The sequence below is a fragment of the Epibacterium sp. HA2-3 genome (genome assembly GCF_055693725.2).
Window position 1 is genome coordinate 1097644 of record NZ_CM172490.1, and the last position, 14652, is coordinate 1112295.

The window sequence follows — 14652 nt, forward strand, 5'->3', positions numbered from 1 at the left end:
TGTCAGCCGGGTCCGGGGATGGAGGACGTCCGGCTGGCTAAAAAACCAGGAGACTCAGATGATGAGCACCAAAACCCTTGCGGTGGGCTCCAGCGCCCTTGCGCTGTCCGCCCTTCTTGCCGCCCCCGCCGTTGCGGGCCCCACCTATACCTCGGACAATGGTGGGTCCTTCCGTTGGTACGGTCAGCTCAACCTGGCCTATCAGGGCTATGACGACGGTCAGGAAGACTACAACCGACTCGTTGATAACGGAAATTCCGGATCGCGCGTTGGCTTCTGGCTGGAGCAGCCCTTTGGCGAGAACACTCTGAAATTCCGCTTTGAGACCTCCTTGTCGTTGCGCAGCTCGGATGGTGTGAACCAGAACGACCAAGGCGACATCACCGATTGGACCCGCAGCGATCTGCGTCACGTTGATCTGCAGTGGCACACCCCGCGCTACGGCACCTTCTCGCTGGGTCAGGGCTCCATGGCGGCAGATGGCGCCACCGGCATTGATCTCTCTGGCACCGGCGTTGTGGCTGGCTCTGCCGTCGCGGATGCTGCGGGGGGATATTTCCTGCGTGACACCGCAGGCAACCTCACCGGGATCGAAATCGGCGATGTTTTCTCGACCTTTGACGGCTCGCGTCGGGGCCGTATCCGCTATGACTCGCCGGAATTCTCGGGCTTTACCGTCTCTGCCTCTTATGGTGAGGACATCCTGACCCGGGACGCTGACACCCAGCAGTACGACATTGCCCTGAATTACCTGAACGAAGACCTCGGTGATTTCACTGTTGCCGGTGCGTTGGCCGTCAGCTGGACCGAAAAGGGCGGCTCTGAGGACACCCGTGACACCATCGCTTCGGCGGCGGTTCTGCACGAACCCACGGGCCTCTCGCTGAGCGCGGCCACTGGCGACCGGGATACCGGTGGCGACTACGGCTATGTCAAGCTGGGCTACACCGCGAACCTGATCTCCGTTGGCGCCACCGCCTTCTCTGTCGACTACTATGACGGCTCGGATCTGGTTTCCACCAACGACAGCGCCGAGTCCTTTGGCATCGCGGCGGTCCAGAACTTCGACCAGCAGAACCTCGAGGCCTATATCGCGTATCGCGAATATTCCTACGATGATGCCTCCGCCACCAACTACCAGGACGGCTCTGCCATCCTTGCGGGCGCGCGCTGGAAGTTCTAAGCCACGTCTCAAGACAAATGCGGCGGCTGCGAGGAGTTTTTACCTCGTGACTCACTTGCCTCCGCCGCATGTCGTCATGCTGCGCCCTCCGGTCCCTGGCCGGAGGGCGTTTGCGCTCTCTTGGGGAGAATTGCGGCCTCGACCCCCGAAAACAGGGTGAAAAAGCCCCATTGAGGCGCTTGCCGGGGCGGATCAAGGCGGATGCCTCTTGCACCGCGACGCGCAGGCCAATAGAAGGCCACAAATTGTCTGGGGGCGGAGCCTGCGCGCGCGCCCCGAATCTCTATGGGGAATATGATGCAGGTCACTGAAACTCTGAACGAAGGTCTGAAGCGCGGCTACGCGATCACCATTCCGGCAACCGAGTTGGAAGAAAAGGTCAACGCGAAACTGGCCGAAGCGCAGCCCGAGATCGAGATGAAGGGCTTCCGCAAGGGCAAGGTGCCGATGCCGCTTCTGAAGAAGCAGTTCGGCGCGCGCCTGATGGGCGAAGTCATGCAGGAAGCTGTCGATGGTGCGATGAACAAGCACTTTGAAGAATCCGGCGACCGTCCGGCGCTGCAGCCCGACGTCAAAATGACCAACGAAGACTGGAAAGAGGGCGACGACGTCAACGTCGAGATGTCCTATGAAGCGCTGCCCGCGATCCCCGAGGTCGACGTATCCGGCGTGGAACTGGAAAAGCTCGTTGTCAAAGCCGAAGACGCAGCCGTGACCGAGGCGCTCGAAAACCTGGCGTCCTCCGCTCAGGAATTTGAAGCCCGCGAAGAAGGTGCTGCATCCGAGGATGGCGATCAGGTTGTGATCGACTTCGTCGGCAAAGTGGACGGCGAAGCGTTCGACGGCGGCTCTGCCGAAGATTACCCGCTGACGCTGGGCTCCAACTCCTTCATCCCCGGCTTCGAAGAGCAGCTGGTTGGCGTGAAGGCAGGCGACGCAAAAGACGTTACCGTGACCTTCCCCGAAGAATACGGCGCCGAGCACCTTGCTGGCAAAGAAGCCGTGTTCTCCTGCACCGTCAAAGAAGTCAAAGCCCCCAAAGCGGCCGAGATCAACGACGAACTGGCGAAGAAATTCGGTGCCGAGGATCTCGACCAGCTCAAAGGTCAGATCTCCGAGCGTCTCGAAGCAGAATACGCCGGTGCCGCCCGTCAGGTGATGAAGCGCGCCGCGCTTGACGCCCTGGCAGAGCTGGTCTCCTTCGACCTGCCGCCGAGCCTCGTTGAGGCCGAAGCCAAGCAGATCGCACATCAGCTGTGGCACGAGGAAAACCCGGACGTGCAGGGCCACGATCACCCGGAAATCGAGCCCACCGATGAGCACAACAAACTGGCCGAGCGTCGCGTGCGCCTTGGTCTGCTGCTCGCCGAGATGGGTCAGAAAGCCGAAGTCGAAGTGACCGACCAGGAAATGACCCAGGCGATCATGCAGCAGGCACGTCAGTACCCGGGCCAGGAACGTCAGTTCTTTGAGTTCATCCAGCAGAACGCCCAGATGCAGCAGCAGCTGCGTGCGCCGATCTTCGAAGACAAAGTGATCGATCTCGTGTTCGATCAGGCAAAAGTGTCTGAAAAAGAAGTCTCCAAAGAAGACCTGCAGAAAGCCGTTGAGGCACTCGAAGAAGAGTAAGATCTACTCGTTTTGTATTTTCGAAAAGGCCGCCGTTCTGGCGGCCTTTTTGTTTTTGTGAGCGGCCGCGCAAAATGTAGCGCGCGTCAAAGACCGAGCCCACGGCAGAGGCTCGCAACTTGAGAGGGTGACGCAATCAGGCTAAGGTTGCGGGGCCTGGGCGACAGCGATGCCCGCGAGCCTGCACGATTGGAGAGAGTTCCAAATCCCCTTGGCAGAAAGGAAAGTTTCCGTTTCTACTCTTGCGTGCTATCGGATTGTGCGCAGCGATCCTGCCTATCGGTCAGGCGCTGGCTTAGGGGGAGAAGCCAAAGATTTTTCCCTCGCGATTGTCTTTGATGCAGACTTCATTTCTGCCCGCGGAAAATTCATTAAGTTTGGAAATACGAAAGTCTTGGGGTGACTCGTTGCCTCGCCGTGGTCATAGGACGGACAAATGGCAGCACAGACCGCACACACGCGCGTTGATTTCTACCTCGGAGCCTGTTTGGCCGTGGTCTGCGCTGGCATGGTGGTTCTGAATGTCTGTCGCGCGGATTACATCCTTGCGGGCGCCATTGCTGCTTTGCTGCTGAGTGTTGGCGCTGATCTTCAGGCTGCGTATCGCGGCAGGACGCTGCCGATTCCCATCCCGGCGATCCTGATCGGGCTTGGCGCCGTGATTCTGTTCTCGGTCTGGCGTCTGGGGCCACAGCTTGGGTTCTATGTCTTTCCCACATTGATTGGCGGCTATCTTGCCATGCCCGGACGCGGCGCCCTGTGGTATTCCATCATGCTGATCGCGGGCGTGACCGCAGTTCTTGTGGCGATAGGCGCCGACACCGCGATGGTGCTGCGATTGGGGTTTGCCCTGCTGATCTGCGTTGTTTTCCTGAGCTATGCCGCCAAACGCATTGTTGAGGCGCGGGATTCTCTTGAGGATAGCGCCTTTCTGGATCCGCTCACCGGCTGCTTCAATCGCCGCCATCTTGCACGGGTGGCGCAGAGCCAGGACCTGAGCAAAGCCGCCCTTATCTTGTTCGACCTTGATTACTTCAAAAGCGTCAACGACACCTATGGCCACCCCACCGGGGACTTTGTGCTGCGGGCTGTCACCTCGCTTGTGCGCCAGTTCCTTGGCCCGGAGGATCTGTTTTTCCGCATCGGTGGCGAAGAGTTCATGGTGTTGCGCCTGCGTTCGGAGGAGGGCAGTACGCGCGCCCTCGCGGAGAAATGTCGTGCGGCGCTTGATGACTCGCAGATCCTGTCGTCCCGGCGTGTCACGGCCACCTTCAGCTGCGCAGAGTTCGACGGGCGCACCGAGATCGAACCGGTATTGGGGCAAGCCGATGTGGCGCTGCTGCAGGCCAAAAGGGCAGGCCGCAACCGGGTCGTCTGATGGGGAAGCCGGGGGCGGGATCAAGGACGCCGTCCAGTCGGCCAGTCTCCCGGTTGCCCGGTTGCCCTGTCGCCCAGTGGAAAACGCCACCAAAAGAAAAACGCCGCCCAGTCCAATGCTGGGCGGCGCGATGCCGTTTTTCGCTCAGAGCGTGATCTTGAAGCGGGCAAACCCGTCCGGCCCATCCCCTGCAGGTGCGATGGTAACACCGGGGACGCTCTCGGCATAGGCGGCGGCTTTGGGGCCGGTGTCAAACAGAACCGAGGTGTCCGGCAGCGGGGCAAAGCTCCAGTTGCCATCCGCCTTAGGGCTGATGGTGCTCTGTTCGACGATATAGCGCACGATCACATCGCGGTTGGTGTCTGGCCCTTCAAAGACGATGGTATCACCCATCGCACCGGGGAAGCTGCCACCGCCGCTGGCACGGTAGTTATTGGTGGCAATGATGAACTCCTGCGCGGGATCAATGGGGGCTCCGTTGAACTCAAGGTTCACGATCCGGTTGCTATCCGGGTTGATCAGCTCGCCCTTGGGCGCGAACATCGGCGGCTGGCTCAGGTCAATCTGATAGGTCACGCCGTCGATCACATCGAAGTTGTAGCTGGGGAACGACGGGTTGAGCAGCACCTGGTCGGCCTTGCCGGGCTCGATCTGGTTGAACATGCCCGCCGAGCGCTCAAGCCAGTCCTTCACCTGCTGGCCGGTGACTTTCACGGCGCGTACGGTGTTGGGATAGAGGTAGAGATCGGCGACATTCTTGATCGCCACATCCCCCACCGGAACATCGGTGTAATACTCCGGACCACCTCGGCCACCTGCCTTGAAGGGGGCGGCGGCAGAGAGGATCGGCAGAGCCTCATACTCGGTGCCCTTCAGCATCTGAGAGATATACCAGGTCTGTGCAATCGACACGATCTGCACCGAAGGGTCATCTGCCACCAGCGCAAAATAGCTGTGCAGCGGTGCGTCGGTCTTGCCCACCGCGCGGCGCACATAAGCAAGCGTGGCGTCGTGATCGGCCTGCACCGCCTCCAGCACGCTCTGATCGCTCTCGACCAGTGCGGTCACGCTGCGATCTTCGTTGCGCTTGGAAATTGGGCGCGCCTCGGAGGCATGGCCCACAACGCGCCAGCCATTGCCATCGCGCTCCAGCATCAGGTCAATGAGCCCCATATGGCTGCCCCAATAGCCGCCCATGACGGCGGGCGTGCCGTGGATCGTGCCTTTGTCGGCGTCAACGCCCGCAAAATCCGCATAGGTGGAGGAGGGGAACACCAGATGGCTGTGACCGGTCATGATGGCGTCAATGCCCTCTACTGCCGCCAGCGGCACCGAGGCATTTTCCATGCCGTCACTGTGATCGGCCGAGCCGATGCCGGAATGCGAGAGCGCGATGATGATATCTGCGCCTTTTTCTTTCATCTCCGGCACATAGGCGCGGGCGCATTCGACGATGTCGCGCGCCTGCACGTTGCCTTCAAGATGTTTGCGGTCCCAGTTCATCACCTGCGGCGGCACAAATCCGATGAGGCCGATCTTGATCGGGTGCGCCTTGCCCGCGCCATCGGTGAGTTCGCGCTCCAGAATCACATAGGGCGGCAACAGGGTCTCATCCTCGCGCGGTGAGGCACCGGTTTTCTTGGCGACATTGGCACAGACCACCGGGAACCCGGCGCCCGCAAGGGATTTCATCAAAAAGGAAATCCCGTAGTTGAATTCGTGGTTGCCCAAGGTCGAGGCATCAAAGCCGACGGTGTTCATCGCGGTGATCACCGGGTGCTGGTCGCCTTCTTTCATGCCACGCTCATAGGCGATGTAGTCGCCCATCGGGTTGCCCTGCAGGAAATCCCCATTGTCCACCAAGAGCGAGTTTGTGGCCTCGGCGCGGATGTCGTTGATCAGCGATGCGGTGCGCGCGAGGCCCAGGGTGTCCACGGGTTTGTCGCCATAATAGTCATAGGGAAACACATGGACGTGCAGATCCGTTGTTTCCATCAGGCGCAGGTGAACCTGCCCCGAGGCCGCAGCCACCGAAAACGGATGTAGCGCAATAAGGCCCGCGCTCCCTGCGAGAAAGGATCTACGATTAATCTGCCACGACATTTAACTCTCCTGAAGTCTTGAGATCGTCACGCATGCGTCGAGCGACAGCTGCGCGATTCCACTTATGATAGCGCTATACTGTGACAGTTTGTCATGAGTTTTTGCGCGCGCGTCGTCCTTTGCGCAGGGGGCGCGGCACCTCGCCATTGGATTGGGCACGACACTGTGGACGGAGCGGAGCGGCGCGATGCAGAGAGCCGCCTGCGCGCAGGGCGACACCGGACCTCAGGTCCCAATTCCAAAATGGGCCCCTTATATGGATGTGGCTGACAGAGACGGCGCAGACTTCAGCGCAGGCCGGTCTCTTTGAGCATGCCGCGGCGTTTGGCTTCGTAGTAATAGCCGCGCGAATAATGTTTGACTGCGTTGTCTTGACTGCCATCGGAAATCAACCAGGCCCCGCGCAGATAGCGCACCGCGTATCTCAGGTTGGTATCCGCATCCAGAAGCTCCTGCGGCTGGCCCCGAAACCCCATGGATCGCGCTGTGGCAGGCAGAATCTGCAACAGACCGTAATAGGGGCGATTGACGGCCCAGGGGCGGTGCGTGCTCTCGCGGATGGCGAGTCGGTGCACGAGGCTGCGCGGCACCTCATAGTAATCGGCCCAATAATTGATCTTTTTCCGCAGCTCCGGCGTTTCATTTGGATAAAGCGGAGGGTTGAAGCTGCGGCTGACATCATTGTCGGTGCGCGCGCATCCCGCCACGGAGCTGAGGGAAAGAGCCGCCAAGGTCAAAATCAGATGACGACGATGCATGGGGATAACTCACGGTTGTTTCGCCCTTTCACTCTATCGAGGCGGCTTGGGGCGGCAAACCTGCAATTTTAGACAAGGCGGAGCCTTGCCGACCTTTCGGATTTTGTAGGGGAGGTGCGGGTGTTGATGTAGTAAAAACAATAACTTGCTTTCTGATCTGGCGCGCCAGGATTCTGGGGCGGGCAGGGGGGGCAAGCGCCGAAATTCACGCGTGTTTTACTCAATTATCCATCGCAATTGTCATGGATTTTCGAAGATTAGCAAATCATTCAGATGGGTTAAAATTGTAGAGATGGTCGGGGGCCACATTAATCAGTCAGTAAGAGACGCTGTGGCATTCAGAGGATGCATCTGGAGACGGATGGCGCTGACGCCGCGAGGCGGGATGCAGGTTTAGGACGGGACCACTCGCCCCCGTGTAACGGGATAACCTGAATTTAGGACAGCTGTAAAAGCCACTGTCCTGCCACTAGATAAGGTGCTCTATGTCCAGCATTCTGACAAACAACGGCGCAATGGTTGCGCTCCAGACCCTGAAGTCCGTCAACGACGACCTCGGCAAAGTTCAAACCAGCATTTCCACCGGTAAAGAGGTGGGTACAGCGAAAGACAATTCCGCTGTTTGGGCGATCTCCAAGACCATGGAATCCGACATCGCAGGCTTTGAAGCCATTGAGGATGGCCTCTCCGTGGGTGAAGCCACCGTTGCGGTTGCCTCCGCCGGTGCCGAGCAGATCGTTGAAAAACTGACCGAGATGAAAGAGCTGATCGTCTCCGCGCAGTCCGAAAACGTGGACCACGCCAAGATCCAGACAGACATCGACTCCAAAGTGGCACAGGTCGATGCGATCATCTCCGCTGCGCAGTTCAACGGTGCCAACCTGCTGGCGACCGACGTTGACGGCAATGGCGCAACCAGCCTGGGTGTTCTGGCGTCGCTGGACCGTGAGGGTGCCGGTGGCACTGTGACCGCGGTTGAGATCAGCGTAGCGTCGGTTGACTTCGAGGCGGACCTTGATCTGTCTGCCAGCTTGACTTCGATCACCGACTCCACCACCGCGGCCACCGCGCTGGGTGAGATCGAGACGATGATCCAGACTGCAATCACCGGTGCGGCTTCGTTGGGTGCGGATGCTGCACGTCTCGAAGACCAGTCCGAATTTGTGGGCAACCTCGTTGACTCCATGACCCTCGGTGTGTCGACCATGACGGACACCGACATGGAAGAAGCCTCCGCGCGTCTGTCTGCTCTGCAGACCCAGCAGGATCTTGCGACCCAGTCGCTGACCATCGCGAATGAAGCGCCGAGCTCGCTGCTGCAGCTCTTCCGCTAAGACGTATTTCACGCGTTGAATTGGATCGCCGGCCCCTTGGGGTCGGCGATTTTCGTTTTTATCCCAAGTGTTTGGCAGGATTTTATGATGCATTTTCGACGCTTAGAGAGTTGTTTAGATGTCCTAAAATTGTAGTAATGCGCCGCGAGATCATTAAGGTTTTGTAAGGGTCTTTATGGCAATTTGACGGTGCATCTGGAGACAGTTGGCGCTAACGCCGCAAGGCGGGAAGCAGGTTTAGGACGGGACCACTCGCCCCCGTGTAACGGGATAACCTGAATATAGGACAGACATAAGAACAACTGTCCTGCCAAAAAATAAGGTGCTCTATGTCCAGCATTCTGACAAACAACGGCGCAATGGTTGCGCTGCAGACCCTGAAGTCCGTCAACGACGACCTCGGCAAAGCTCAAACCAGCATTTCCACCGGTAAAGAGGTGGGTACAGCGAAAGACAATTCCGCTGTTTGGGCGATCTCCAAGACCATGGAATCCGACATCGCAGGCTTTGAATCGATCGAAGACGGCCTCTCCGTGGGTGAAGCCACCGTTGCGGTTGCCTCCGCCGGTGCCGAGCAGATCGTTGAGAAACTGACCGAGATGAAAGAGCTGATCGTCTCCGCGCAGTCCGAAAACGTCGACCACGCCAAGATCCAGACAGACATCGACTCCAAAGCGGATCAGATTGACGCGATCATCTCCGCTGCGCAGTTCAACGGTGCCAATCTCCTGGCGACCGACGTTGACGGCAATGGCGCGACCAGCCTGGGTGTTCTGGCGTCGCTGGACCGTGAGGGTGCCGGTGGCACTGTGACCGCGGTTGAGATCAGCGTTGCCTCTGCTGACTTTGAGTCCGGTCTGGATGTTGCAGGCATGACGTCGATCACCGACGCCACCACCGCGGCCACCGCTCTGGGTGAGATCGAGACCCTGATCCAAACCGCAATCACCGGTGCTGCGGCTCTGGGTGCGGACGCCTCACGTCTTGAAGACCAGTCCGAGTTTGTGGGCAACCTCGTGGACTCCATGACCAAAGGTGTGTCGACCATGACGGACACCAACATGGAAGAGGCCTCCGCGCGTCTGTCCGCTCTGCAGACCCAGCAAGACCTGGCAACGCAGTCGCTGACCATTGCGAATGAAGCGCCGAGCTCGCTGCTGCAGCTCTTCCGCTAAGACGTATTTTACGCGTTTGAATTGGACCGCCGGCCCTTCGGGTCGGCGGTCTCCTACGCTTTATAATACTGAAATTAAACAGATTTCAGTCATGGAGCGCGTTAACGCCTGCGTAACTGTTAGGCATATGTTAATCTTTTTCTGTATATCGTTAACAGGCATCCTGCGGGACAATCTGGGGATGGCGCCGGGCCTTTGGTTTGGCAGTGTCCAAAGCGATACGGGGCGATCTTAGAAAACGGGATCTTCACCTGTGGGACGGCATGTCCCTCTCGATGGAACCTTCTCAAATGTCCAGTATATTGACCAATTACGGGGCGATGACGGCCCTGCGCACTCTCAAGGCCATTAACGGCAACCTGAACGACGTGCAGACCTCGATCTCCACCGGCAAGCGGATCGGTGCGGCCAAAGACAATTCTGCGGTCTGGGCCATCTCCAAGACGATGGAGGCCGACATCTCTGGCTTCCGCTCAATCAAGAGCAGCCTCGCGTTGGGCGAGGCAACCGTGGCCGTGGCCTCTGCCGGAGCGGAGCAGATTGTTGAAAAACTTACGGAAATCAAAGAACTGATTGTTTCGGCGCAGTCCGAGAACGTCGATCATGATACCATTCAGACCGACATCACCTCCAAGGTGGACCAGATCGAGGCGATCATCTCTGCCGCGCAGTTCAACGGTGCAAATCTGCTCTCGACCGATGTTGATGGCAATGGCGCCACCTCACTTGGGGTCCTGGCTTCGCTGGATCGCAGCGGCGCTGGCGGCACCGTCACGTCGAGCGAGATCTCCGTGGCTTCGGTGAATTTCGACTCCTCTCTGGATCTGGCCAGCAACCTCACGGCGATCACGGATTCCACAACCGCGGCCACCGCGCTGACCGAGATCGAGGATTTCTTGCAGGTGGCGATCAACGGCGCGGCGTCGCTGGGCTCATCGGCCTCGCGGATCGAGGATCAATCGGACTTTGTGGGGCGTCTGGTGGACGCCATGGAGCAAGGTGTCTCCGCCATGACCGACACGGATATGGAAGAGGCCTCGGCGCGTCTCTCGGCGCTGAAGACCCAGCAGGAACTGGCGATCCAGTCGCTCACCATTGCCAATCAATCCCCAAGGCTGCTGCTCGAGCTGTTCCGCCGCTAGAGGGCGGCGAATGGGCGGCGCACCGCAAGCAAATCTAGTGAGCACAATAGAAAAGTAGTGTCCGCAAATCGTGTTGGTCCTCGTCGCTTTTGGCGTAGGTGGCCAATATTATTCGGCTTTCTGAAAGGAGCCGAAAATGCACCAGCACCAATTTACCCAGTTCCTCAAGCACTTTGATTTACTGGGCACTGCGCAGATTGAAGAAGCGAGGGCTCGGATTAGGATAAAGGAAGCACTCGCTCAAATCGAGGGTTGCGGTGCTCGTGAATGCCCCCAGTGCGGTAGCGGCAAGCGGTAAAAATGGGGCAAGACGCGCACGAATGTGCAGCGCTACCGTTGTGGCAGCTGTAAAAGGACCTTCAATGGACGCACTGGCACACGGATTGCGCGCATTCATCGGCCAGGGCTGTTCTTCGATGTGTTGAAGGATATGCCGGGGCCACGCCCGCTATCATCCGTTCGCGTGCTGGCAAGATGCCTTGGTCTCAACAAACACACAGTATGGCGCTGTCGTTTGATTGCACTCTCCGCTCTTTCTGGCACATCCGATACGGACTTTTCAGGCATCGTTGAGGCCGACGAAACATACCAGAGGGAATCCCGCAAAGGCAGTCGTGAGTGGGTCAGACATCAGCGCGATCCTCTCGACGACCCCAAGCCTCCTAGAATGCGCTGGTATGAATACGGCAAGAAAGGGGTGCCCATGCTGTGCGGTCTCTCCAAGTGGCAGTTGCCCATTCTCACTGTTGTTGATCGTTACCGTGCCCGCTGCTTTGAGCGCATTCCCAATCGCAATCATTCTACCATCAGGCGAGCACTGTCTCCGATGCTGGCTCCCGATGAGGTTCTCTGCACTGACGCTCATCCCGCCTATAAGGCGCCTTCATAGGCCCAAGGCTTCGAGGACTGTATGGTTCGAAGCAAACCGGATCAAAAGACCATGTCGGCCTCATATCACATCCAGAACGTCAATTCTCTGCATTCGCGCTTCAAAGATTTTCATCGCCCATTTCGCGGCGCCGTCTCCAAGAAACTCGCGGGCTATATTCAATGGTTCCATGCACGCGCCAGAAGTATTAACCCTTCGGACGCCATGCAACGGGCATTGAGGTGAGGTGCTTTAGGTTTGGATAACGATTGCTGTGATCTGTCAGGTTCAGCTTGCACGACGGATGAAGCGGATGACGCCAAGAAGGATAAGCCCGATTGGAATCCACAGAAAAACACCCATCAAGTAGAATCCCAGCGACCAAAGCGGGTAGATGTATTCGCCGACGTCCGTTCCTAAGAATAGGCATTCTTCAGGGCCTCTTGCCCATATCCTACAGCCATTGAGCCGGGCAAGTTGAGCGACGAAGAAGCCAATGAGCCAGAGGCCAGCCGGCCAAAGGACAACTAATAGGGCGAGCGATGTGGAAACCCTGTCATTCTTGTCTTCCATGCCAACTGCGCCCGAAATCTGGTTTGTCGTGTATCAAATTGGCCAGACGCCGCGAAACCACAAGATGCTATAAACAGATCAAACGATTTGAAGACACTACTAAAGAAAAAGGCGGCATCCGAAGATGCCGCCTTTTCTGTTCCCGACAAAGGGCAGCCTCAGCCGCCTTTGCCTTAAGCCAAAGCTTACTTGGACTCTTCTTCGTCTGCGGCGGCTGCCGGAGCGTCGCCTTCGTCGTCGTCGGAAGCTGCGCCACCGATGTCGTCGAAGAGTTCGGAGATTTCGAACTCTGCTGCGGCTTCTTCTTCAGCGGCCAGTTCCTGGATGGACTTGCCGGAGGCCTGAAGTTCCGCTTCCTCGGGGGAGCGGGCCACGTTCAGCTCGATGGTCACCATAACCTCGGGGTGCAGGTGCACTTCTGCGATGTGCAGACCCAGGGTTTTGATCGGCTCACGGATGATGACCTGCTTGCGGTCCACCGAGAAGCCTTCTTCGGTTGCAACGTCAGCCGCGTCACGGGTGGTGACGGAGCCGTAGAGGTTGCCGCCATCGGAGGCAGAGCGAATCACGACGAACTGCTGGCCGCCGAGTTTCTCGCCGAGAGCTTCTGCTTCTTTTTTGGTCTCCAGGTTGCGCGCTTCGAGCTGCGCTTTCTGGGCTTCAAAAGCTGCGATGTTGGCGTCAGACGCGGTCTGAGCCTTGCCCTGCGGCAGCAGGTAGTTGCGTGCGAAACCGGGCTTTACGTCAACGACGTCGCCCATCTGGCCGAGCTTTGCGACACGTTCAAGAAGGATAACTTGCATGGATCAGGTCTCCTTACTTCACGGCGTAGGGCAGCAGGGCGAGGAAGCGGGCGCGTTTGATGGCACGGGCCAGTTCACGCTGCTTCTTTGCCGAAACGGCGGTGATACGGGACGGCACGATCTTGCCACGCTCAGAGATGTAGCGCTGCAGGAGACGCGTGTCTTTGTAGTCGATTTTGGGTGCGTTCTCACCAGAGAACGGGCACACTTTCCGGCGACGGAAAAATGGTTTGGCTGCCATGGTTTAGCGTCCTTTTTCTCAAGCGTTAGATCAGCGGCGCTCGCGACGGTTGTCGCGTTCGTCACGTTTCTGCATCTGGACCGAGGGGCCTTCGGCGTGCTCTTCGACCTTGATGGTCAGAACGCGCATCACGTCATCATGCAGACGCATCAGGCGCTCCATTTCCTGAACGGCCGACGACGGGGCGTCGGAGCGCAGGAAGGCATAGTGGCCCTTGCGGTTTTTGTTGATCTTGTAGGCCATCGTCTTGACGCCCCAGTACTCCTGGTCGACCAGCTTACCGCCGTTGTCGGACAGAACAGCACCGAAGTGTTCGATGAGGCCTTCAGCTTGCGAGTTGGACAGGTCCTGACGCGCAATCATGACATGCTCGTAGAGTGGCATGCGAACTCCTGTTTGTGTCTGGGCGCATTTCATAGGAGGGGCATATTTGCCTTCCGCTGCCCCACCACGAGAGTCTGCGCGGATCAAAAGATACGGAAGGAGGCCTTCCCTTAGACGGCTTTGCCCCAAAGCGCAAGCGGCCATCCTGCCCCGTCACATTACCGCCTGTCGCGATGCCATCTGTGCAGCCTGTCGTCGATCGCAAACCGCGGGCCAACCGGGCAGGGGGCGGCGGGCCAACCGGGCAGGGGGCGGCGTGACGAGGCCGTCACAAAGGCGGCGCAGGGTAAGGCGGCGCAGGGTGAGGTACGGATTTTTCCCAATGACGGCCACACTGCTGCCCCAATCCGACGCAATCAAATAGGTTAACAACTCGTTAACGACGCCCAGCGGCGCGGTGGAGCAGGAAGGATTAAAGCCATGGCCATGATCGATCAGAACGTCATCGATTTCACCCGTGTTGCTCCGATTGACCATGTGCCGGGGTTTCGTACCGATGCGCCGTCGCAAGTCACCCTTCGTCCCGGCGGATCCGTGTCTGCCCTGCTGCTGCGTCTGCTCGGCGGTGGCATGGTGCTGGCCTCGACCGGACTCTGGCTGATGCCCGAGTCCGGTGCGGATCCGCAGATGGCGCTCATTCGGATCGGGGTCTCGGTGTTCCTGCTGTTTGCTGGGCTATGCCTCTTGCTGCAGCGGGACGTGAAACTGCCCCCGGAGTTTCATTTCGACGCCCAACGCAACGAGCTGCGGATCGAGGAAATGCGCAGCGATGGTCGCCCGGTGGTGCTGATGCGGCGCAGCTATGCCTCGCTCGGCGCGGCGCGGTTTGATGGCAAGGTGTTGCAGATCCTCGAAACCGATGGCCGCCTTCTGGCGGAGCTGCCGCTCGAAGGCCGCGCCACCCGCAAGCTCCTCTTGGCGCAGCTGAGGCCGCATCTGCGCATCGTGAGTTGACCGCGTCCGCACGGCGCCGCTGATCCCGCCCGCGCGGGGCGTGGCCCGGGCGCGTCAAGACCCCACATTTTATGACATTCCCGTGAGGCCCGCCCGATCCGACAGGATTTGGCGGGTCAATTGTGCA

Annotated in this window: 14 protein-coding genes; 8 read left to right on the top strand and 6 right to left on the bottom strand. The window is 58.8% G+C overall.

Features of this window, described 5'->3' with window-relative positions:
* The first annotated feature begins 61 nt into the window (after nucleotides 1–61).
* The 3 genes from ACZ1HH_RS05060 (at nucleotide 62) to ACZ1HH_RS05070 (ending at nucleotide 4190) form a co-directional block, all read left to right on the top strand.
* Complete coding sequence (locus ACZ1HH_RS05060) at nucleotides 62–1183, top strand: porin (RefSeq protein WP_472637303.1); 1122 nt, start codon at nucleotides 62–64, stop codon at nucleotides 1181–1183.
* 297 nt (nucleotides 1184–1480) lie between these two features.
* A complete protein-coding gene (gene tig / locus ACZ1HH_RS05065; protein ID WP_011538376.1) occupies nucleotides 1481–2812 on the top strand; it encodes a trigger factor in 1332 nt (443 codons plus the stop codon).
* A 436-nt stretch (nucleotides 2813–3248) separates the two neighbouring features.
* On the top strand, nucleotides 3249–4190 hold the full coding sequence (locus ACZ1HH_RS05070) for a GGDEF domain-containing protein (protein WP_472636043.1): 942 nt from the start codon (nucleotides 3249–3251) through the stop codon (nucleotides 4188–4190).
* A 144-nt stretch (nucleotides 4191–4334) separates the two neighbouring features.
* Here ACZ1HH_RS05070 and ACZ1HH_RS05075 read toward each other — a convergent pair whose 3' ends face one another.
* Entirely contained in the window at nucleotides 4335–6293 is a 1959-nt protein-coding gene (locus tag ACZ1HH_RS05075; RefSeq protein ID WP_472636044.1) for a bifunctional 2',3'-cyclic-nucleotide 2'-phosphodiesterase/3'-nucleotidase, read from the bottom strand.
* Nucleotides 6294–6580: 287 nt separating this feature from the next.
* Nucleotides 6581–7051: a transglycosylase SLT domain-containing protein gene (locus ACZ1HH_RS05080; RefSeq protein ID WP_416368262.1), complete on the bottom strand. Its 471-nt coding sequence runs from the start codon at nucleotides 7049–7051 to the stop codon at nucleotides 6581–6583.
* 485 nt (nucleotides 7052–7536) lie between these two features.
* Between ACZ1HH_RS05080 and ACZ1HH_RS05085 the strand changes: the two genes are divergently transcribed.
* From ACZ1HH_RS05085 to ACZ1HH_RS05100, 4 genes are all read left to right on the top strand, one after another.
* A complete protein-coding gene (locus ACZ1HH_RS05085) occupies nucleotides 7537–8385 on the top strand; it encodes a flagellin N-terminal helical domain-containing protein (RefSeq protein WP_472636045.1) in 849 nt (282 codons plus the stop codon).
* A 329-nt stretch (nucleotides 8386–8714) separates the two neighbouring features.
* The gene (locus tag ACZ1HH_RS05090) at nucleotides 8715–9560 is read left to right on the top strand and encodes a flagellin N-terminal helical domain-containing protein (RefSeq protein WP_011538382.1); all 846 of its coding nucleotides are present in this window, start codon (nucleotides 8715–8717) and stop codon (nucleotides 9558–9560) included.
* Nucleotides 9561–9850: 290 nt separating this feature from the next.
* Entirely contained in the window at nucleotides 9851–10702 is an 852-nt protein-coding gene (locus ACZ1HH_RS05095; RefSeq protein WP_044026718.1) for a flagellin N-terminal helical domain-containing protein, read from the top strand.
* Between the two features lie 322 nt (nucleotides 10703–11024).
* Nucleotides 11025–11591, top strand: coding sequence for a hypothetical protein (locus ACZ1HH_RS05100; RefSeq protein ID WP_487320412.1), 567 nt, complete (start codon nucleotides 11025–11027; stop codon nucleotides 11589–11591).
* A 267-nt stretch (nucleotides 11592–11858) separates the two neighbouring features.
* On the opposite strand, the gene ACZ1HH_RS05105 is transcribed toward ACZ1HH_RS05100, so the two are convergent.
* The 4 genes from ACZ1HH_RS05105 to rpsF all read right to left on the bottom strand — a co-directional run bounded on the left by ACZ1HH_RS05105 (nucleotide 11859) and on the right by rpsF (nucleotide 13571).
* On the bottom strand, nucleotides 11859–12143 hold the full coding sequence (locus ACZ1HH_RS05105; protein WP_044026720.1) for a hypothetical protein: 285 nt from the start codon (nucleotides 12141–12143) through the stop codon (nucleotides 11859–11861).
* A gap of 185 nt (nucleotides 12144–12328) precedes the next feature.
* On the bottom strand, nucleotides 12329–12946 hold the full coding sequence (gene rplI, locus ACZ1HH_RS05110; protein WP_472636046.1) for a 50S ribosomal protein L9: 618 nt from the start codon (nucleotides 12944–12946) through the stop codon (nucleotides 12329–12331).
* Between the two features lie 13 nt (nucleotides 12947–12959).
* On the bottom strand, nucleotides 12960–13187 hold the full coding sequence (rpsR, locus tag ACZ1HH_RS05115; protein ID WP_005608650.1) for a 30S ribosomal protein S18: 228 nt from the start codon (nucleotides 13185–13187) through the stop codon (nucleotides 12960–12962).
* Between the two features lie 30 nt (nucleotides 13188–13217).
* On the bottom strand, nucleotides 13218–13571 hold the full coding sequence (gene rpsF / locus ACZ1HH_RS05120) for a 30S ribosomal protein S6 (RefSeq protein ID WP_005608637.1): 354 nt from the start codon (nucleotides 13569–13571) through the stop codon (nucleotides 13218–13220).
* 420 nt (nucleotides 13572–13991) lie between these two features.
* On the opposite strand from rpsF, the gene ACZ1HH_RS05125 reads away from it, so the two are divergent.
* A complete protein-coding gene (locus ACZ1HH_RS05125) occupies nucleotides 13992–14525 on the top strand; it encodes a hypothetical protein (RefSeq protein WP_011538387.1) in 534 nt (177 codons plus the stop codon).
* Nucleotides 14526–14652: the final 127 nt, after the last annotated feature.

Excerpts from the sequence above, each read along its gene's own strand:
- rplI (WP_472636046.1), bottom strand. The coding sequence starts at position 12,946 with ATGCAAGTTATCCTTCTTGAACGTGTCGCAAAGCTCGGCCAGATGGGC.
- ACZ1HH_RS05125 (WP_011538387.1), top strand. The coding sequence starts at position 13,992 with ATGGCCATGATCGATCAGAACGTCATCGATTTCACCCGTGTTGCTCCG.
- ACZ1HH_RS05080 (WP_416368262.1), bottom strand. The coding sequence starts at position 7,051 with ATGCATCGTCGTCATCTGATTTTGACCTTGGCGGCTCTTTCCCTCAGC.
- rpsF (WP_005608637.1), bottom strand. The coding sequence starts at position 13,571 with ATGCCACTCTACGAGCATGTCATGATTGCGCGTCAGGACCTGTCCAAC.
- rpsR (WP_005608650.1), bottom strand. The coding sequence starts at position 13,187 with ATGGCAGCCAAACCATTTTTCCGTCGCCGGAAAGTGTGCCCGTTCTCT.
- ACZ1HH_RS05095 (WP_044026718.1), top strand. The coding sequence starts at position 9,851 with ATGTCCAGTATATTGACCAATTACGGGGCGATGACGGCCCTGCGCACT.
- tig (WP_011538376.1), top strand. The coding sequence starts at position 1,481 with ATGCAGGTCACTGAAACTCTGAACGAAGGTCTGAAGCGCGGCTACGCG.
- ACZ1HH_RS05075 (WP_472636044.1), bottom strand. The coding sequence starts at position 6,293 with ATGTCGTGGCAGATTAATCGTAGATCCTTTCTCGCAGGGAGCGCGGGC.
- ACZ1HH_RS05060 (WP_472637303.1), top strand. The coding sequence starts at position 62 with ATGAGCACCAAAACCCTTGCGGTGGGCTCCAGCGCCCTTGCGCTGTCC.
- ACZ1HH_RS05070 (WP_472636043.1), top strand. The coding sequence starts at position 3,249 with ATGGCAGCACAGACCGCACACACGCGCGTTGATTTCTACCTCGGAGCC.
- ACZ1HH_RS05090 (WP_011538382.1), top strand. The coding sequence starts at position 8,715 with ATGTCCAGCATTCTGACAAACAACGGCGCAATGGTTGCGCTGCAGACC.
- ACZ1HH_RS05105 (WP_044026720.1), bottom strand. The coding sequence starts at position 12,143 with ATGGAAGACAAGAATGACAGGGTTTCCACATCGCTCGCCCTATTAGTT.
- ACZ1HH_RS05085 (WP_472636045.1), top strand. The coding sequence starts at position 7,537 with ATGTCCAGCATTCTGACAAACAACGGCGCAATGGTTGCGCTCCAGACC.